We start from the raw sequence: 18,333 nt of genomic DNA on the forward strand, positions 1-18,333 counted from the left end.
CACCCGTTCAAGGTACCCTGTGGGTGGTCGGGCCGGGGGAGCGGGCCGGCCAGGCCAAGCTGATCGCGGAGGCGATCAGCGCACCCGACAAGGACTCCTGCCGCGCTTACAGGATATCCAGCACCTTTTCCTGGGGGCGGCACAGGCGCACGCCCTTGTCGGTTTCGACCAGCGGGCGCTCGATCAGCTTGCCTTCGGCGGCCATGGCGGCCAGCACGGTGGCGTCGTCAGCCTGGGGCAGGCCGCGTTCCTCGGCGTCGGTGCCGCGCAGGCGCAGGCCCTGCTGCGGGGTAAGGCCCGCATCGCGGTAGAGCTGCGCCAGCTTGTCCGCGCTGGGCGGGTTCACCAGGTATTCGACCACGGTCAGTTCCACGCCGGGCGTTTCCTGGAGGATCGCCAGCGTCTTGCGCGAAGTGCCGCAGGCCGGGTTGTGCCAGATGGTCGCTTTCATGGTCGCTCCTTTGCCGTTTTCGTCGGCTGCCTAGAACGAAAAGTGACACCGGGCAAATTTGATCCTTGTCAATGAGAACAATTCGCATTAGCGGCATTCTCGTAAATGAGAATCGTTCTCAACAAGGAATCGCGATGACCCGAACCAGCACCCTCGTCCTCCTCTGCAGTTCTGCCATGGCGCTGGCGGCCCAGGCCGCTCCCGCGCTCGCTGCGGACGCGGCGGCGGACGATGCCCCGGCGATCATCGTCTATGGCCGCCCCGATGGCTATGACCTCGACAAGACCCCGACCGCAACCAAGACCGACACCCCGCTGATTGACGTGCCGCAGGCGGTCACCGTGCTCAGCCGCGAACAGCTCGACGATCAGGGCATCCTCTCGCTGAATGACGCGCTGCGCTATGTTCCTGGGGTGGTGCTGGGCCAGGGGGAAGGGCACCGCGATCAGGTGACGCTACGCGGGCAATCCAGCACGGCGGACTTCTTTGTCGATGGCCTGCGCGACGATGCGCAGTACTACCGACCGCTTTACAACGCCGAACGGGTCGAAGTGCTGAAGGGCGCCAATGCGCTGATCTTCGGCCGGGGCGGCGGCGGCGGGGTGATCAACCGCGTGTCGAAGGCACCGGAATACGACCGCAGCCGGATTGGCCTTGCCGCCGGGGTGGACAGCTTCGGCGCGTGGAACCTGGCTGCCGATATCGGCGCGCCGCTGGCCGAAACGATCGGCGCGCGGCTCAACGCTACGTACGAGGAAATGGGCAATCACCGCCAGGTCTATGGCGGACACTTCGTCGGGATCACCCCCACGCTGGGCTTCCACCTGGGTGAAGCGACCACGCTGACCGCGACCTATGAATATGCCGAGGATCGCCGGGTGACCGATCGCGGCGTGCCATCGCGCGGCGGTGCGCCGCTGTCCGGCTATGACCAGACCTTCTTCGGCCGGGCGGACATCAACCGCAGCGAAGTGACCGCGCACCTTGCCCACGTTCGGCTCGACCACCAGTTCAGCGACAGTGTCTCGGCCAACCTGACCGGGCAATATGCCAGTTACGACAAGTATTATGGCAACATCTACGCCAATGCCGCCGCCACCGCCGCGAACACCGTGGTGCTGACCGGCTATAACAGCGGGACCAAGCGCGAAAACTGGATCGCCCAGGGCAACCTGGTGTGGAAGGGCGAAACCGGCCCGCTGCGCCACACCCTGCTGGTGGGCTGGGAAGCAGCCGATCAGGATACCGCCGCGACCCGCGCCAACGCGCTGTTTGGCACCGCCGGAACCACCACGGTGACGCTGGGCGAAACCATTGCCGTGCCCGCCGCCACTTTCGGCCCGCTGGTCAGCAATAGCGATTCGACGGTCCGCGCGCTGTCGGGTTATGTCCAGGACCAGATCGACCTAGGCGATCATGTGAAGCTGGTCGGCGGGCTGCGCTATGACCACTTCCGCATCCGTTCGGTCAACCGCATCTCCGGCTTTGGCGCGACCCGCAGCGATGGCAAGTGGTCCCCGCGCCTGGGGCTGATCCTCAAGCCGCGCGAGAACGTGTCGGTCTATGCCAGCTATGCGAAAAGCTTCCTGCCGCAGTCGGGCGACCAGTTCGCGGTGCTTGACGCCAGCACCGCCACGCTCGCGCCCGAAGAATTCCGCAATGTCGAAGCCGGGGTGAAGTGGGATGCCAGCGATGCGCTCGCCTTCACGCTCGCCGCCTACCGGCTCGAACGGTTCAACACTCGCGCCAGCGATCCCGTGACCGGCAATGTGGTGCTGACCGGCAAGACCCGCGCCAAGGGGATCGAAGCCTCGCTGGTCGGCCAGCTGGCGCCGCACCTGCAGGTTTCGCTGGGCTATGCGCTGCAGGATGGCGAAGTGCTGTCGGCCACCGCCGCGGCTCCGGCCGGGCGCCGCCTGGCACAGCTGCCGCGCCACCAGCTCTCGGCTTGGGCGCGCTACAACTTGTCGCGCAAGCTGGGCCTGGGGCTGGGCATGCTGCACCAGTCGAGCCAGTTCGCCACGATCAGCAACGCGGTGCGCCTGCCGGCCTTCACCCGGCTCGATGCGGCCCTGTTCTATGACGTGACGCCGCGCTTCACCGTCCAGCTCAACGTCGAGAACCTGACCGACGCCGACTATTTCCCGGCCGCTCACACCGACAACAACATCTCCACCGGCAAGCCGCTCAACGCCAAGCTTTCGGTGCGGATGAAGTTCTGACCCTAGATCGCGTTGACGGGTAGGCGCAGATAGACCTGCCCGTTGGCGTCCGGCGGGGGCATGGCCCCGGCGCGGATGTTGACCTGCAAGGACGGCAAGATCAGCAGCGGGGCGTCCAGCCCGGCGTCGCGGGCCTGGCGCATGGCGACGAAGTCCGCCTCGCTCACCCCTTCGTGGATGTGGATATTGTGGGCGCGCTGTTCGGCCACACTGGTTTCCCAGCGGTATTCGCTGCGCCCTTCCGGCAGGTAATCGTGGCCGACGAACATCCGCGTCCCTTCCGGCAGGGCCAGGATGCGGCGGATCGAGGCGAAGAGCGCCGGGGCGCTGCCGCCCGGAAAGTCGCAGCGGGCCGTGCCATAGTCGGGCATGAACAGTGTATCGCCGACGAACACCGCATCGCCGATCACATAGGACACGCAGCCCGGGGTGTGGCCCGGGGTGTGCATCACGCGGATGTCCAGCTCGCCCAGTGGCAGCACGTCGCCTTCGCCGACCAGCCGGTCGAACTGGCTGCCATCGGGCACGATGTCGTCCGCGCCGAACAGCGGGGCAAAGCGCGCCTGCACCTGGGTGATGGCCGCGCCGATCACCACCGGGGCACCGGTCTTGCCCTTGAGGTAGTGCCCGGCCGACAGGTGATCGGCATGGGCATGGGTTTCAAGCAGCCAGTCCACCGTCAGCCCCTGCCGGGCGACATGGTCCAGCACTGCATCGGCCGAGCGGGTGGCGGTGCGGGCGTTGCGGGGGGCGAAGTCCAGCACCGGATCGATCACTGCCGCGCGGCGTGTGGCGGGATCGTGCACCACGTAAGTCACGGTGAAAGTGGCGGGATCGAAGAACGCGGTCACTTCTGGGCGAGCGGTCATGGCAGGCTCCTTTGCGGACTATATTATGTATTGCTAATTTATATGCAAGGGCTATGTTTGCATTCATGGCTATCGAACCCCTGTTGCTGGCCGCGCTGGGCGGCGCGCTGATCGGACTGCTGCTGACGCTGTTCGGCGGGGGCGGATCGGTACTGGCCACGCCCTGGCTGATCTATGTCGTCGGCGTGACCGATACCCACGCGGCAATCGGCACTTCAGCGGCGGCGGTGGCAGTCAATGCCGCGACCGGGCTGGCTGCCCAGGCCCGCGCCGGGCGGGTCAAATGGCCCTGTGCCAGCATTTTCGCCGCCGCCGGCCTCATCGGCGCCCTGGCCGGGGCGCAGCTGGCCAAGCAGGTCGATGGCGCGGCGCTGCTGCGCTGGTTCGCCGTGATGATGATCGCCATCGCCCTGTCGATGCTGCTGCCCAAACGCAGCGCGGGCGATCCCGATGTCCACTTCACCCCGCCGATGATGGCGAAGCTGGCGCCGCTGGGTCTGCTCGTGGGCCTTGCTGCCGGTTTTTTCGGGATCGGCGGCGGCTTCCTGATCGCGCCGGGGCTGATGGCCTCAACCGGCATGACCCTGGCCAATGCCGGGGCCAGCTCGCTCGTCTCGGTCACCTTGTTCGGCGGGGCGACCAGTGCGAGCTATGCCCTGGCGGGGCAACTGCTGTGGCCCTTGTTTGGCGCGCTGGTAGCGGGCGGGGCGGTTGGCACCGCGCTTGCCCTGCCGCTGGCCCGGCGGCTGGAGAGCCGCGCCGCCCTGGCCCGCGCGCTGTTCGCCATGCTCGTCATTGCGGTGGCGATCTACATCCTGGTGAAGTGAGCCTTGCCCCGGCGCGCGCCGGGCCCTATCTTGGTGTCATCCCCGGGGAGCCTGTGCTGGCTGAGAGGGGCCGGTCACGCGGCCCGACCCGTTGAACCTGAACCCGTTAGCACGGGCGGAGGGAAGGGTCGCCGTGGCGCTCTTTGCTTTCGTCCCCGAAGGAACTGCGCATGGCCGATATCAACAGCAAGCTCGAAATTGGCGTCACCACCGGCCCGATCCGCGGATCGAGCAAGATCCACGTCGGCCCGTTGAAAGTCGCGATGCGCGAGATCAGCCTTGAACCGTCGAGCGGCGAACCGCCGGTGCGCGTCTATGACACCTCCGGCCCCTACACCGATCCCGCCGCGCAGATTGACATTGCCAAGGGCCTGCCCGAGCTGCGCCGCGACTGGATTCGCGGCCGTGGCGACGTCGAGGAAGTGACCCAGCGCGAAGTGCGCCCCGAGGACAACGGCCAGCTTGGGCCGGACCGTTCGGGCGGCGTCCCGCCGTTCCCCAACGTCCGCCGCCAGGTGCTGCGCGCCAAGCCGGGCGCGAACGTCAGCCAGATGCACTATGCCCGGCGCGGCATCATCACGCCCGAAATGGAATATGTCGCCACGCGCGAAAACCTGGGCCGCGAGATGTTGCGCGCGCACATCCGTGACGGGCAGGATTTCGGCGCCGCCATTCCCGATTACGTCACGCCTGAATTCGTCCGTGAGGAAGTGGCCCGCGGCCGGGCGATCATTCCCAGCAACATCAACCACCCGGAAAGCGAGCCGATGGCAATCGGCCGCAACTTCCTGGTCAAGATCAACGCCAACATCGGCAACTCCGCCGTCGCCTCGGACGTGGCCAGTGAAGTCGAAAAGATGGTCTGGTCGATCCGCTGGGGCGCCGACACGGTGATGGACCTGTCGACCGGGCGCAACATCCACGACACCCGCGAATGGATCCTGCGCAACAGCCCGGTGCCGATTGGCACGGTGCCGATCTACCAGGCGCTAGAAAAGGTCGGCGGCATTGCCGAGGACCTGACCTGGGAAGTGTTCCGCGATACCCTGATCGAACAGGCCGAACAGGGAGTGGATTATTTCACCATCCACGCCGGCGTGCGCTTGCCCTACATCCCGATGACCGCCAAGCGCGTTACCGGCATCGTCAGCCGCGGCGGCTCGATCATGGCCAAGTGGTGCCTGGCGCACCACAAGGAATCGTTCCTCTATGAACGGTTTGACGAAATCACCGAGATCATGAAGGCCTATGACATCGCCTACAGCCTTGGCGATGGCCTGCGCCCCGGCAGCATTGCCGATGCGAACGACGAAGCCCAGTTTGCCGAACTCTATACCCTGGGCGAACTGACCAAACGCGCCTGGGAACAGGACGTCCAGGTGATGATCGAAGGCCCCGGCCACGTGCCGATGCACAAGATCAAGGAGAACATGGACAAGCAGCTTGAGGCCTGCGGTGAGGCCCCGTTCTATACCCTCGGGCCGCTCGTCACCGACATTGCCCCCGGCTACGATCACATCACCAGCGGCATCGGCGCGGCGATGATCGGGTGGTACGGCACGGCGATGCTCTGCTACGTCACGCCCAAGGAACACCTGGGCCTGCCGGACCGCGATGACGTGAAGGTTGGCGTGGTCACCTACAAGCTGGCCGCCCATGCGGCGGACCTCGCCAAGGGACACCCTGCGGCCAAGGTGCGCGACGACGCCTTGTCCCGCGCCCGCTTCGAATTCCGCTGGCGCGACCAGTTCAACCTGAGCCTCGATCCCGACACGGCCGAGCAGTACCACGACCAGACGCTCCCCGCCGAAGGCGCCAAGAGCGCGCACTTCTGCTCGATGTGCGGGCCCAAGTTCTGCTCGATGAAGATCACGCAGGAAGTGCGCGATTTCGCCGCCAGGCAGAACCAGCCGGTCGAAACCTTCGTCGCCGCCGACGAGGCGGAGAAGGGGATGCAGGAAATGAGCCGCGTCTACAACGAAGGCGGACGGGAACTGTATATCGGGGCGGGTGACCGCCAGCACGACTGAGCGGGCGGGCCGTGCTCGACCACCAGCGCGGCCAGCCGGGCACGGGGCAGCAACTGACCAAGTTCGCCTGCCTTGATTGCCGCAGCGTATTCAAGCGGGCGGTGACCGACGTGGGCAAGCGCAACGTGCCGCGTCCGATCGAGGTGCGGCGCTGCCCCGCCTGTGGCTGCGACATGTACCTGATGAGCAGCGACTTTCGCGCACCGCGCAAGCAGGACGCCAAGGCCTGGGCCGTGGTTGCCGCGCTGACCCGCGCCGGCCTGCCCTATTTCCGCTTCCACGAAGCGCTGCCGCTGTCCGTGCTGGGCCATCCCGCCCGGCGGCCCAAGGGCGTGCTGGGGATTACCAGCACAGTCGGACGCTGGCCTGAAACCCTTGCCGAAGCCGAGGAATTCATCGCCCGCTATCGCCACCAGGCCATGCCGTTCGTGCGGGTAGAAGAGTAGCGGCGGATCAGGTCGCGATCTGGTCCGAGCGTCTCTGCCTACCCTTTCAATCCTGCTGACAAGCCCGCACTCATCGCTAAAGTCCGGGGCGAGAGGAGTTTGCCGATGTCTGATGGTTCTGAAGCCCCGGTCGCTTCCCCCTGGCGGTGGATGCTGGGCGGTGCGGCCTTGTACAATTGGGTGGTGGCGCCGCCCGTGCTGCTGACCCCCGGCACCGGGCCGACCGACCGGGTGGTGGCGGTGCTGGTGGCGGGGTTCGGGCTGCTTTACGCGCTCGTCGCGCGCCAGCCGGCGCGACTTGCGCCGGCCTTGTGGGCCGGGGTGCTGGGCAAGCTGGGGGTGCTGTGGGTGATGGTGCCCGGCGTGCTGGCGGGCCGGACCGTGGCGGGAACCGGAGCGGTGCTGGCCGGGGACCTGCTGTTCACCCTGGCCTTCCTGGCGTTCCTGCTGTCGCGGCGGCGCGCGGGCTGAACCTGCTCCTGCGGGACGTGCGGGGGCGCCTTTGCCGCTGCTTGACCCGAAGCCGAGCGGAGCGCAGTCTGCCCGCCACACGACAAGGGAGCACGCGATGAGCGAGGGGATGACCGGCGGGTGCCTGTGCGGCAAGGTCCGCTACAAGATCGAGGGCCAGCTGCTGATGCAGGCAGTCTGCCATTGCCGCAATTGCCAGAAACAGGCCGGCAGCGCTTGGTCGATGATCACCGGCGTGCCGGAGACGGCGCTGGAAGTGACCGGGACAGTCAAGACTTACGAGGACCACGGCGACAGCGGCGGCACGGTGCTGCGCCAGTTCTGCCCGGACTGCGGCTCGCCGCTGTTCTCACGGGTGGGATCGGCCCCGGGGCTGGTCTTCGTCAAGGCGGGGACGCTGGACGATACCACATCCTTCAAGCCGCAGGTCCAGGTCTGGACCCGCAGCAAGCAGCACTGGGTCGAGCTGGGCGATCTGCCCGGCTTCGAGACGAACCCGGGATGAGCGTGCGGCGGCTGGGCGTAGCACTTGCGCTGGCGCTGGCGGCAGGACCGGCGCTGGCCGGGACGGCGCAGCCGGGGCCGGTGTTCCATCCGCGCGGCGATGACCGCCCGTTCTCGGAAAGCGTTCAGGCCGGGCCGGTGCTCTACCTGTCGGGCCAGATCGGCGAGGCGGCGGACGGATCGGGCGTGGTGCCCGGCGGGCTTGAGCCGGAAACGCGCCGGATCATGGAACGGATGGGCGCGGCGCTGAAGGCGCGCGGGCTGGGCTATGGCGACCTGTTCAAGTGCACCGTGATGCTGGCCGACATGCGCGAATGGCCGCGCTTCAACGCGATCTATGCCGAATATTTCAAGCCCGGCCGCTATCCCGCCCGCTCGGCCATGGGGGTCAACGGGCTGGCGCTGGGGGCGCGGGTGGAGCTGGAATGCATGGCCTGGGCCGGGGGGCGGCACAAGCGGGGACGACGGTGATGGCGCGCAGGCTGGTGACATTGGGCGCGGTGCTGGTGATGCTGGGGCTGCTGACGGGGTTCGTCTCGGGCAGCCTGGCCAATCCGCGCATGGGGCTGTCGGCCCATCTCGAAGGGCTGATGAACGGCACGCTGCTGATCGCGCTGGGGGCGGCCTGGGGCCATGTGCGCCTGCCTGCTGGGGCGGAGCGGTGGTGCTGGTGGCTGCTGGCCTATGGCACGCTGGCCAACTGGCTCGCGGTGTTGCTGGGCGCGGTCTGGGGTGCGGGGCGCACCACCATGCCGCTGGTCGGCGCGCAGGCCAGCGTGCAGGCGGCGGCATGGCAGGAACAGCTGGTCACCGCGCTGCTGGTCAGCCTGAGCGTGGCGATGGTTGCTGCCTTTGCCCTGGTCCTGCGCGGGCTGCTTGCGCCGCGCGGGCAAGCTCAGGGATAGGCGGCCAGCAGTCGTTCGACATCTTCCGGGTGGCACAGGTCGGTCCCGGGGCTGAGCACGGCAGCGCTGCCGGCGGCCATGCCCCGGGCAAAGGCACGGGGCGCGTCGTCGCCCAGAACGAAGCCATGGACCATGCCGGCAACAAAGCTGTCGCCCGCCCCGGTTGCGCTGCGAACCTCGACCGGGGCGCTGGGGCGATAGGCATGGCCGGTGGCATCGGCCAGCACTGCGCCCCGGTGGCCCATGGTCACCGCGATGTACCGCGCGGCCCCGCGCGCGGCGAGCGCCGTGGCCGCCTCGCCCACTTCGTCCGGAGTGGCGAAGCTGCGGCCGCACAGCGCCTCGAATTCACCCTGGCTGGGCTTGACGAGGAACAGCCCGCCCGCCTCGATCGCGGCGGTCAGGGCCGGGCCGGACGTGTCGAGCACCAGGCGAGTGGCGGCGGGCAGGCGGGCAGCCAGCTCGGCATAGGTCCCCTCAGGCGCGCCGCGGGGAAGGGAGCCGCTGGCCACCAGCCAGTCGGGCGCGGCGGCCAGGCAATGGTCGATCGCGCCGTGCCACTCGCCCTCGCTGACCAGCGGGCCTTCGGGGACAAAGCGGTATTCCTGCCCGGTGGCGCGTTCGAACACGGCCAGGCTCATCCGGGTGTGGTCGTGGATCGGCACGCGGTGGCGGGCCAGGCTGGACTGGTCGAGCAATTCGTCGAGCAGCGCTCCGGTCACTCCGCCGCCGAGGTAAGCGGCCTCGATCGGCACGCCGAAGCGCGCCAGCACCCGCGCGACGTTGATGCCGCCGCCGCCCGGATCATAGCGCTGGCCGTGGGTGCGGACCTTGTGGGTGGGAAACACCCGCTCCGCCTCGCAGGCGCTGTCGATCGTGGGGTTGAGCGTCAGGGTCAGGACGGCGGGCATGGCGCGAGGGTATCCCCCGCCAGCCAGCCGGGCAAGGCCGCTTGCGCGCGGCCGGATCAACGCTTGCGAACGAACTCCGCGCGCAGCACCAGGCCCTTGATGCCGGGGTACCTGCAGTCGATCTCCTGGGCATCGCCGGTCAGGCGGATCGAGGGGATGACCGTGCCGCGCTTGAGCGTCTGACCCGCGCCCTTGACCTCAAGGTCCTTGATCAGGGTCACCGAATCGCCATCGGCCAGCGGGTTGCCCACCGCATCGCGCACTTCGATCGCGCCTTCGGCGGCACGCTTGGCGGCCAGCTCGGAAGCGGGCAGCCATTCGCCGCTGTCCTCGTCGTACACATAGTCTTCATCGTCGGCAGACATGGCGGGTCCTTCCAGGAGAGGGGATCGCCATGGCAGCCGGCAGGGCGCTTGGCGAGAGGGAATTGCGCCCTCGCTCAGCCAAATTGCATGGTGCGCGGTGCAGCAGTGCCCTTGCGCGCCGCCTTGTCGGCATAGAGCCGTTCGTCGGCCCGGCGCAGCAGTTGCTGGGGGTCGGTCCCGTCCGCCACGCTCAGCGCCAGGCCGAGCGACATGCCGATCTGCAAGGCATGGCCCTCGCACTGATAGGGCCGGGCAACCGCCGCGCGGGCCTGCGCGAGCTGCTCCTCGGCCCGGGGCAGGTTGCCGCCGGCGGGCAGCAGCAGGGCAAACTCGTCCCCGCCCAGCCGCGCGATCGACAGCGCGCCGGGCGCCTGGGCGCGCAGGCGGCGTGCCACTTCGGCCAGGATCGCATCGCCGGCATGATGGCCATAGTCGTCATTCGCAGCCTTGAAGCCGTCGAGGTCGGACACGGCGACGAGAACCTCTGCGCCGCGGTCCAGCTCCTTGCGCAGGGCCACATCGAACGCCAGCCGGTTGTCCAGCCCCGTCAGGGGATCAGAGGCTGCAAGGCGGTTGAGCCTCAGCTGGAGCGTGAGCATGGTCACCGTTTCCTCGAACTTGTCCAGAACCACTTTGGCCTGCATCACCGTGATCAGCACGATCATTGCTGCCATCGCCCGTACGCCGAGGTTGTGATAGAGCGACATCTTCACGACGATCGGCAAGGTCGTGGCCATCATGCCGCCGATGGCCGCGCGCGGCACGGCCAGCAGGCAGGTGGAACTGACCAGCGCGGCAATGCCGATGAACACCGGCGCTGTCATGCAGTAGTACTTCTCGGTCTCGCTGAAGGCGTTGACGCACCACAGCCCGGCGACCAGCCCGAGCGGGACGGTGACCAGCGGCGCACAGCGCAGATGCCGCAGCGCGGCGGCGCTGTCGTGCGCCTGCGGGCGCATCCGAAATCGGGCCAGGATGATGAGGCATGAGGTGATGATGATCGTCGGCGGGGCCAGCTGCTGCCAGACCGGCAAGTCTCCCACCACGGCGATGGCCATGGCGACCGCGTTGGCGGCAATCAGCAGGCACAGGAGCGGCAGCGACGCGAGCAGTCGTTCATGCTGGAGGGCGACCAGCGGCCCCCGCACGCCCGGCGGTACGGGCGCGGTAAAAGGTGAGCACCAGCCCGCCACCTTGCGTCGCAACCATGTCCGGCGCTTGCCCATCGCGTGCCGCTATCCCACCAACGTGCGCCGAAAGTTGACGGAACGTACCTAAGATCACGTTAACGGCATGGCGATGCATCGCGCCGGGCCGCGGGACTGCTTCCCCGCCGCACTTGCCTGGGGCGACCATCACTGGCACCACGTTGTCATGGCGCAGGAGATCATCGAACTGGGCGAGGCACACCGCGCGGCTGCGGTTGCCACCCTCGCGGCGGCCTTTGCCGATGATCCGGCCCTGACCTGGATCATCCCCTACCGCGCCGCGCGCGTGCGGCGCCTGCCCTTGATGTTCGACTGGCTGTTCGACGATCACCTGGAACGCGGCCTGATCCTGGGCACTGCCGATTGCGGCGTGGTCACGATGTGGCGCCCGCCGGGCCAGGTGCACTTTCGCAGCCCGCTCTACCCGCGGCATCTGTTGCATCTGGTGCAGATCTTCGGGGCGAACCTGCTGCGTGCGGCCAAGGTTGGCGATGCGATTGATGCGCATGTCCCCGGGGGCGAGCGCCTGCTGTACCTGCGCTATGCCGGTGTGCGGCCGGATCGGCAGGGCAAGGGGCTGGGCGGCACGGCAATCCGCGCCGGGCTGGCGCGGGCGGGCGAACTGGGCGTGCCATCCTGCCTCGAGACGGCGACGGCCAGCAACGTGGGCCTGTACCAGCGGCTGGGGTACGGCATCGTGCGGGAATGGGATGTCGGTGGGCGTGGCAGCCCCCATTTCTGGACCATGGCCACCACCGATTGAACGCTGTCCTTTCCTGGCCTAGGCGATGCCCTCCCAGGTCAGCTTGAGGCCGAGCAGCACCATCAGCGCATAGATGATCGTGTAGAAGCTGTGCGCGTTCATCCGCCGGATCAGGCGGACCGCGATCAGGGTGGCGACGATCGCCAGCGGCAGCAGCAGCGCCCCGGCGTGCAGGGTTTCGCGGGTCATCGTGCCCAGCGCCAGGTAACTGGGCACCTTCATCCAGTTGACCATCGCGAACAGGACCGAACTGGTGCCGACATAGGTCTGGTGTTCCAACCGGCGCGGGGTGACCCACATCTGGAACGGCGGACCGCCCGCGTGGGCGACCTGGCTGGTAAAGCCGGTGGCCACCCCGAACAGCGCGCCGACCCAGCCCGGCGAGGTGGAGGCGGCGACGATCCGTCCGCCGCGCTCGATCCACAGGCGGTACAGTCCGAAGCCCAGCGTGATCAGCCCCAGCACCAGCAGCAAGCGTTCCTCGGGCACCAGTGCGGCCAGAGCTGATGCCAGTACGACCCCGGCCAGCGCCCCGGGCGCCATCCAGGCCACGATCCAGCGATCCCAGCTGTGGCGGAACGACCAGACACTGACCACGTCCTGGACCAGCAGCACCGGCATCAGCAGGGCGGCGGCCTGACTGGGCGGCAGGGCCAGGGCAAGCAGCGGCGTAGCCAGGGCGCCGAACCCGGAAAAGCCGCCCTTGGCCATGCCCAGGATCACCACGGCAAGCACCGCCAGGATCAGGGTCTCGGGATCGGACAGCAATTCCATCCGCCCAGTCAGCATGGCCGCAAGCTGTGCGCAAGTGGCCCGGGCAGGCTTGTCCGCAGCTGCGCGGCGGCTAGTTTCGGCTGCGTAAACCGCTGTGCAATCAAGGGGAGCACTTACCGATGACCGATCCGCGCGCCATGGTTCAGACCATGATTTCGCTTGCTTCCGCCTCGCTGGGCCTGGTGGCGGCGCTGGCCTGGAACGAAGCGATCAAGGCCACCCTGGCCAAGCTGGGCCTGGGCGAGGATCTGGCCGGCCTCTACAGCTATGCGATCCTGGCCACGGTGATCGCGGTGGTTGTGCTGGCGCTGCTCGGCCGCCTGGCTGCCAAGCTGGGCGGACAGGCCGCGTTCGAGCGTGAAGCCGAAGGCTGACCCTATCCGCTTGTTTCGCATGGGGGGAAGCGGCTAGGCTGGCGTTTCACATCAGCCAGGGATCGCTTCCACCATGCGTCACGCCTTCATCGCCGCCTCCACGCTTAGCCTGCTGCTGGCGGGGCCAGTCTGCGCCAAGACGCCAGAGCAGGTCGCGGCGGCCGCGCTGGCCGCATCGCCGGTGTTCGATGGCCACAACGACGTGCCCGAACAGCTGCGCGACCGCCGCAAGAACATGCTGGCCGGGTTCGATTTCAACGACACCACCGGCACCGCCGATCCGGCCAAGGGCGCGGCGGCGATGCACACCGACCTCAAGCGGCTGAAAGCGGGCAAGGTCGGCGCGCAGTTCTGGTCGGTCTATGTCTCGGCCAACCTGCCGGAACCGCAGGCAGTCCAGGCCACGCTGGAACAGATCGACGTGATGAAGCGCCTGATCGCGCGCCATCCGGGGCAGTTGCAGTTCTGCACCGACAGCGCCTGCGTGGAAGGCGCATGGAAGCAGGGGCGGATCGCCTCGCTGCTAGGCATGGAAGGCGGCCATTCGATCGGCGGATCGCTGGCGGTGCTGCGCCAGATGCACGCGCTGGGCGCGCGCTACATGACGCTGACCCACTTCAAGAACCTGGCCTGGGCCGAAAGCGCCACCGATGCGCCGATGGCCCAGGGGCTGACCCCGTTCGGCAAGGACGTGGTGCGCGAGATGCAGCGGCTCGGCATGCTGGTCGACCTTGCCCACGTCAGCGAGAAGACCATGCTGGATGTCGTGGCAGTGGCCAAGGCCCCGGTGATTGTCAGCCATTCGAACGCGCGGGTGGTGAACCATCATCCCCGCAACGTGCCGGACAGCGCGCTTGATGCGATCAAGGCCAATGGCGGGATCGTCATGGTCAACTTCTACCCGGCCTACGTGGTCGAGGACACGCGGCAGTGGGGTTCCCGCCGCGCTGGCGAGGAGGCCCGGCTCAAGTCGCTCAACGCCGGCAATCCCGATGCGGTCAAGGCCGGCATGGCGGCCTGGGACAAGGCCAACCCGCTGCCCATCGGCAGCATTGCCGATGTGGCCGCGCACATCGATCATATCGCCAGGCGGATCGGGGTCGATCACGTCGGCCTGGGCGGCGACATGGACGGGATCGAGAACACCGTGCAGGGGATGGAGGACGTCTCGAAATATCCCGCGCTGTTCGTCGAACTGGCGCGGCGCGGCTACAGCCAGGCCGACCTCGAAAAGATCGCCAGCCGCAACCTGCTGCGGGTGATGAAAGGCGCCGAAGCCTATGCCAAGGCCCACGCGGGCGACGCCCCGATCGAGAACCCGACGACGTTCTGACCCTAGGTGCTCGGCCCGCCTCAGTGCGGGTCGATCCGCCCGATCATGCGGAACAGGAAAGCCGTCGACCAGCCCAGCAGGATCATCCCCAGCAGGCTTTCGAAGGCGCCCAGCAGCCGCCAGTCCGGCAGCACGTGGGTGTCGTTGTAGCCGACCGTCGAATAGCTGATGGTCGAGAAGTAGAGCGAAGCCTCGAGCGTCGGGATCGCGCCGATTGCCAGATAGGTCAGCGCGAACAGCCAGATCTCGATCCCGTGCAGCGCCAGCATGGCCACGACCACGCCCAGCGTGAACAGCACCCCGCGTGGGCTGAGCGCGTTGACCCGCGTCAGCCGCTCGATCGCCGCTTCGGTGCGCAGGGCGCGGTTCAGGCTGAACAGGCCGAAGCCGTGGACGAAGACGCACAGCACGACCAGCGCCGACGACACCAGGAACTGGGCCAGCAAGGCGGTCATCGCGGGCGCTCCGCGCTCAGTCGCGCAGCAGCTCGTTGATCGCGGTCTTCGAGCGGGTCTGCGCATCGACCGTCTTGACGATCACCGCGCAGTAGAGCGACGGTCCCGGCGTGCCATCGGGCAGGGGCTTGCCCGGCATCGATCCGGGCACGACCACGCTGTAGGGCGGCACGCGGCCGATGTGGACCTCGCCGGTGTTGCGATCGACGATCTTGGTCGAAGCGCCGATGAACACGCCCATCGACAGCACCGCGCCTTCGCACACCCGCACGCCTTCAACCACTTCGCTGCGCGCGCCGATGAAGCAGTTGTCCTCGATCACCACCGGGCCGGCCTGCAGCGGTTCAAGCACGCCACCGATCCCGACCCCGCCCGAAAGGTGGACGTTCTTGCCGATCTGCGCACACGAGCCGACCGTGACCCAGGTGTCGACCATGGTGCCATCGCCGACATAGGCGCCGATGTTGACGAAGCTGGGCATGACCACCACGCCCTTGCCGATGTGCGAGCCGCGCCGCACCACCGCGCCGGGGACAATGCGGAAGCCGGCTTCGCGGAAGCGGTTTTCGCCCCAGCCGTCGAACTTGCTGGGCACCTTGTCGAAGGCGGGGGCGCCGGCCGCGCCATTCGGCACCACGGCGTTGTCGTTCAGCCGGAAGCTCAGCAGAACGGCCTTCTTGAGCCACTGGTTCACCTGCCAGCCGCCCTGGCCATCGGGCTGCGCCACGCGGGCCTGGCCATTGTCGAGCAGGGCCAGCGCCGCTTCCACCACTTCGCGCACGTCGGCGCTGGCGGGGGTCACGCTGTCGCGGGCTTCCCAGGCGGCTTCGATGGCGGCGGCGAGATCGGCGGACATAGGAAATTCCTCTGGCTGGACTGGAGCGCGGATTAGCGCCTATCCCCGCATGCCGGGCGGGGCAAGGGCAGTCCTGCTATCGGGAAATAAATTCACGGTTCACACCTCGGCTGGCATTATGGCGGCCGCATTCGCATTTCGGGGTTGGGCAGATGGCTGAACCGTTCTTCCTGCAGGTACGCTGGGGCATGGGCGCGGCGCTGTGTTCGCTGGCGCTGGTCGCCGGCTGCGGTGGGGGCGGGGGCGGCTCGGTGGGGAGCACGCCAGTGCCCCAGCCGATCCCGACCCCGACGCCCAGTCCCACGCCGAGCCCGACGCCGACCCCAACCGCCACGCCAACGCCGATCGCCTCGTTCCAGACCAGCGAATACAACCGTTCGAACGGTCCGGTGCAGCACGGCGCGCTAACGGCCTGGGCCGCTGGCTACAGCGGCAGCGGGATCACGCTGGGGATCGTCGATACCGGGATCGATACCGGTAGCGCCGAATTCGCCGGGCGGATTGCCGCGGCTTCGGCCGATGTCGCGGCTGATCGCGGCCTTAACCCCGAGGATGACCACGGCACCAATGTGGCCCTGGTCGCGGCGGCTGCGCGCGACAATACCGGGGTGGTGGGGACCGCCTTCAACGCGACAATTGCCATGTTTCGCGCCGACAAGCCGGGCAGCTGCGCCACCTATGACGCGAGTGTCAAGGACAGTGGCTGCAAGTTCAACGACAGCGACATCGCGATCGGGCTGGATCGCGCCGTCGCCGCCGGGGCGCGGGTGATCAACCTGTCGCTGGGCGGATCGAGCCCGACCGCCGGGCTGCGCGCCGCCGTATCGCGCGCGGTGGCGGCCGGGGCGGTGATCGTGGTCTCGGCCGGGAATGATGGGGAATCGACCGATCCCGCCGACGATCCGGCCAATCCCGATCCGTTTGCAACCGGGCTGCAGGCGGCGGGCAGCGGCGCGGTGATCATCGCCGGGTCGGTCGATGGAAACGAGGCGTTCTCGGCCTTCAGCAACCGGGCGGGTACGTGGCAGGACTGGTTCCTGTCGGCGAGGGGCGAGCGGGTGTGCTGCGTTTACGAAAACGGCGTGATGAAGGTGGTGAACAACGCCGATGGCACGCGCTCGGTCTATGTCTTTTCCGGGACCAGCTTTGCCGCGCCGCAGATCGCCGGAGCAGCCGCGCTGCTGCGCCAGGCCTTTCCCAACCTGACCGCGCAGCAAGTGGTCGAGATCCTGCTCAAGACGGCCAAGGACGCGGGTACGGCGGGCACAGACAGTACTTATGGCCGCGGCATTCTCGATATTGCGGCGGCCTTTTCCGCCCAGGGCGTAACCAGCCTGGCGGGGACCGGCCAGGTGCTGCCGAGCAGCGATACCACGCTGGTCGGTTCGGCGCCGATGGGCGATGCCGGTTCGCAGATCGGTGGGCTTCAGGCGGTGGTGCTCGACGCCTATGGCCGCGCCTATGGTTATGACCTGGCTTTGGGGATGCGCTCGGCCGGGCTGGCGCCCCGGCTGGATAGCGCGCTGCGCGCCGACCGCCGCAACCTGACCATGGGCGCGGGGCGGCTGGCCTTGGCCTTTTCCATCGATGCCAGCGGGCGCACCGCGCGGCTGCCGTGGCAGGGCGCGCTGCATCTGGCGGCCCGCGATGCCCAGCAGGCGCGCGTGCTGGCGGCGCGGGCGGCGCTGCAATTGGCGCCGGACCGGCAACTGGGCTTCGTCTTCCGGCAGGGCGCGGACGGCCTGGTGGCGCAATTGCAGGGGCGCAGCGATCCGGCCTTCCTGATCGCGCAAGGCCCGGCGGATACGCTGGGGCTGGGAAGTGCCGACCAGTTGGGGCTGGCGCTGCGCCAGCGGCTTGGCCCCTGGGGCCTGACGCTGAGCGGTGAGCGCGGGCGCAGCGCGGCCGCAGCTACCGCCCGGCGCGAGGCGAGCAGCACGACGCGGCTGGCCGATGTTCCGGCCATGCGGCTGGGCGCGGCGCTGGACCGGCGCTGGGACGCGGTTGACGGCGCGCTGGGGGTCAGCTGGCTGGGCGAAAGCCGCTCGATCCTGGGGGCGCGGCTGCACGGCGCGCTCGGACCGGGTGGAGCGGACAGCCTGTTCGCCGATGCCGCGCTGGGCTGGCAGGTGGATCCGCGCTGGCGTATCTCAGCGGCCTGGCGCGGCGGGCTGACCTGGGCCCATGCCAACGGCCTGGTCGCCGGCAATTCGCGCCTGCTGACTTCGGCCTGGGCGCTGGATGCCAGCCGCACCGGGCTGTTCCAGCAGGATGACAGCATGGCGCTGCGCCTCGCCCAGCCGCTGCGGGTGGAGCGCGGCGGACTGAACCTGCGCCTGCCGGTGGACTATTCCTATGCCACGCTCAGCCCGGTGACAGGGCTGCGCCGCCTGTCGCTCAGCCCGCATGGGCGCGAGCTGGACGCGGAGCTGATGTGGCGCGGCGCGCTGTGGAACGGGGCGGCCAGCGCCAGCCTGTTCTGGCGCAAGGACCCGGGGCACTATGCCAGTCTGCCCGATGACCGGGGCGTGGCAATCAGTTGGAACCGCCAGTTCTGACCGCCGCCTTC

The 18,333-nt window shown here is 68.3% G+C and carries 20 protein-coding genes and 1 riboswitch; of the genes, 12 read left to right on the plus strand and 8 right to left on the minus strand.

Going from position 1 to position 18,333, the window contains the following annotated elements:
- Nucleotides 1-106: 106 nt before the first annotated feature.
- Nucleotides 107-451: an arsenate reductase family protein gene (locus ACE3N9_RS13610; RefSeq protein WP_374284462.1), complete on the minus strand. Its 345-nt coding sequence runs from the start codon at nucleotides 449-451 to the stop codon at nucleotides 107-109.
- A gap of 134 nt (nucleotides 452-585) precedes the next feature.
- Between ACE3N9_RS13610 and ACE3N9_RS13615 the strand changes: the two genes are divergently transcribed.
- On the plus strand, nucleotides 586-2,673 hold the full coding sequence (locus ACE3N9_RS13615; RefSeq protein ID WP_374284464.1) for a TonB-dependent receptor: 2,088 nt from the start codon (nucleotides 586-588) through the stop codon (nucleotides 2,671-2,673).
- A 2-nt stretch (nucleotides 2,674-2,675) separates the two neighbouring features.
- On the opposite strand, the gene ACE3N9_RS13620 is transcribed toward ACE3N9_RS13615, so the two are convergent.
- The gene (locus ACE3N9_RS13620) at nucleotides 2,676-3,542 is read right to left on the minus strand and encodes an MBL fold metallo-hydrolase (RefSeq protein WP_374284466.1); all 867 of its coding nucleotides are present in this window, start codon (nucleotides 3,540-3,542) and stop codon (nucleotides 2,676-2,678) included.
- 65 nt (nucleotides 3,543-3,607) lie between these two features.
- On the opposite strand from ACE3N9_RS13620, the gene ACE3N9_RS13625 reads away from it, so the two are divergent.
- From ACE3N9_RS13625 to ACE3N9_RS13655, 7 genes are all read left to right on the plus strand, one after another.
- Entirely contained in the window at nucleotides 3,608-4,369 is a 762-nt protein-coding gene (locus tag ACE3N9_RS13625; protein ID WP_374284468.1) for a sulfite exporter TauE/SafE family protein, read from the plus strand.
- A 33-nt stretch (nucleotides 4,370-4,402) separates the two neighbouring features.
- Nucleotides 4,403-4,510: riboswitch (TPP riboswitch) on the plus strand.
- Nucleotides 4,511-4,539: 29 nt separating this feature from the next.
- Nucleotides 4,540-6,399 carry a phosphomethylpyrimidine synthase ThiC gene (gene thiC / locus ACE3N9_RS13630; protein WP_374284470.1) on the plus strand — a complete coding sequence of 620 codons (1,860 nt, stop codon included), beginning with the start codon at nucleotides 4,540-4,542 and terminating at the stop codon, nucleotides 6,397-6,399.
- Between the two features lie 11 nt (nucleotides 6,400-6,410).
- Entirely contained in the window at nucleotides 6,411-6,845 is a 435-nt protein-coding gene (locus ACE3N9_RS13635) for a hypothetical protein (protein ID WP_374284472.1), read from the plus strand.
- 105 nt (nucleotides 6,846-6,950) lie between these two features.
- Entirely contained in the window at nucleotides 6,951-7,316 is a 366-nt protein-coding gene (locus ACE3N9_RS13640) for a hypothetical protein (RefSeq protein ID WP_374284474.1), read from the plus strand.
- A gap of 97 nt (nucleotides 7,317-7,413) precedes the next feature.
- Nucleotides 7,414-7,821, plus strand: coding sequence for a GFA family protein (locus ACE3N9_RS13645; RefSeq protein ID WP_374284476.1), 408 nt, complete (start codon nucleotides 7,414-7,416; stop codon nucleotides 7,819-7,821).
- Nucleotides 7,818-8,291, plus strand: a complete 474-nt coding sequence (locus ACE3N9_RS13650; protein ID WP_374284478.1) for a RidA family protein — start codon at nucleotides 7,818-7,820, stop codon at nucleotides 8,289-8,291. Before ACE3N9_RS13645 ends, ACE3N9_RS13650 begins: the two co-directional genes overlap by 4 nt.
- Nucleotides 8,291-8,725 carry a hypothetical protein gene (locus tag ACE3N9_RS13655; protein WP_374284480.1) on the plus strand — a complete coding sequence of 145 codons (435 nt, stop codon included), beginning with the start codon at nucleotides 8,291-8,293 and terminating at the stop codon, nucleotides 8,723-8,725. Before ACE3N9_RS13650 ends, ACE3N9_RS13655 begins: the two co-directional genes overlap by 1 nt.
- Here the strand turns inward: ACE3N9_RS13655 and ACE3N9_RS13660 are convergent.
- The 3 genes from ACE3N9_RS13660 to ACE3N9_RS13670 form a co-directional block, all read right to left on the minus strand.
- A complete protein-coding gene (locus ACE3N9_RS13660) occupies nucleotides 8,716-9,636 on the minus strand; it encodes a 1-phosphofructokinase family hexose kinase (RefSeq protein WP_374284482.1) in 921 nt (306 codons plus the stop codon). The genes ACE3N9_RS13655 and ACE3N9_RS13660 overlap by 10 nt on opposite strands.
- A gap of 56 nt (nucleotides 9,637-9,692) precedes the next feature.
- Nucleotides 9,693-10,001 carry an alkylphosphonate utilization protein gene (locus ACE3N9_RS13665; RefSeq protein WP_374284483.1) on the minus strand — a complete coding sequence of 103 codons (309 nt, stop codon included), beginning with the start codon at nucleotides 9,999-10,001 and terminating at the stop codon, nucleotides 9,693-9,695.
- A gap of 74 nt (nucleotides 10,002-10,075) precedes the next feature.
- The gene (locus tag ACE3N9_RS13670) at nucleotides 10,076-11,149 is read right to left on the minus strand and encodes a diguanylate cyclase domain-containing protein (RefSeq protein WP_374284484.1); all 1,074 of its coding nucleotides are present in this window, start codon (nucleotides 11,147-11,149) and stop codon (nucleotides 10,076-10,078) included.
- 226 nt (nucleotides 11,150-11,375) lie between these two features.
- On the opposite strand from ACE3N9_RS13670, the gene ACE3N9_RS13675 reads away from it, so the two are divergent.
- Nucleotides 11,376-11,972 (plus strand): GNAT family N-acetyltransferase, encoded by a 597-nt coding sequence (locus ACE3N9_RS13675; protein WP_374284486.1) that lies wholly within the window; start codon nucleotides 11,376-11,378, stop codon nucleotides 11,970-11,972.
- Nucleotides 11,973-11,990: 18 nt separating this feature from the next.
- Here the strand turns inward: ACE3N9_RS13675 and ACE3N9_RS13680 are convergent, their stop codons facing one another.
- Nucleotides 11,991-12,761 carry a sulfite exporter TauE/SafE family protein gene (locus tag ACE3N9_RS13680; RefSeq protein ID WP_374284488.1) on the minus strand — a complete coding sequence of 257 codons (771 nt, stop codon included), beginning with the start codon at nucleotides 12,759-12,761 and terminating at the stop codon, nucleotides 11,991-11,993.
- Between the two features lie 104 nt (nucleotides 12,762-12,865).
- Here ACE3N9_RS13680 and ACE3N9_RS13685 point away from each other — a divergent pair, with 104 nt between their 5' ends.
- Together ACE3N9_RS13685 and ACE3N9_RS13690 are read left to right on the plus strand one after the other, a co-directional pair.
- A complete protein-coding gene (locus tag ACE3N9_RS13685; RefSeq protein ID WP_374284490.1) occupies nucleotides 12,866-13,120 on the plus strand; it encodes a DUF5654 family protein in 255 nt (84 codons plus the stop codon).
- A gap of 73 nt (nucleotides 13,121-13,193) precedes the next feature.
- Nucleotides 13,194-14,453 (plus strand): dipeptidase, encoded by a 1,260-nt coding sequence (locus ACE3N9_RS13690; protein ID WP_374284491.1) that lies wholly within the window; start codon nucleotides 13,194-13,196, stop codon nucleotides 14,451-14,453.
- Between the two features lie 20 nt (nucleotides 14,454-14,473).
- Here the strand turns inward: ACE3N9_RS13690 and ACE3N9_RS13695 are convergent, their stop codons facing one another.
- Nucleotides 14,474-14,908, minus strand: a complete 435-nt coding sequence (locus tag ACE3N9_RS13695; protein WP_374284493.1) for an ion channel — start codon at nucleotides 14,906-14,908, stop codon at nucleotides 14,474-14,476.
- Between the two features lie 16 nt (nucleotides 14,909-14,924).
- Entirely contained in the window at nucleotides 14,925-15,764 is an 840-nt protein-coding gene (gene dapD / locus ACE3N9_RS13700; protein WP_374284495.1) for a 2,3,4,5-tetrahydropyridine-2,6-dicarboxylate N-succinyltransferase, read from the minus strand.
- Between the two features lie 152 nt (nucleotides 15,765-15,916).
- Here dapD and ACE3N9_RS13705 point away from each other — a divergent pair, with 152 nt between their 5' ends.
- Entirely contained in the window at nucleotides 15,917-18,322 is a 2,406-nt protein-coding gene (locus ACE3N9_RS13705) for a S8 family peptidase (protein WP_374284497.1), read from the plus strand.
- Nucleotides 18,323-18,333 lie beyond the last annotated feature (11 nt).

It is taken from the genome of Novosphingobium sp., assembly GCF_041905565.1.
Classification (GTDB): domain Bacteria; phylum Pseudomonadota; class Alphaproteobacteria; order Sphingomonadales; family Sphingomonadaceae; genus Novosphingobium.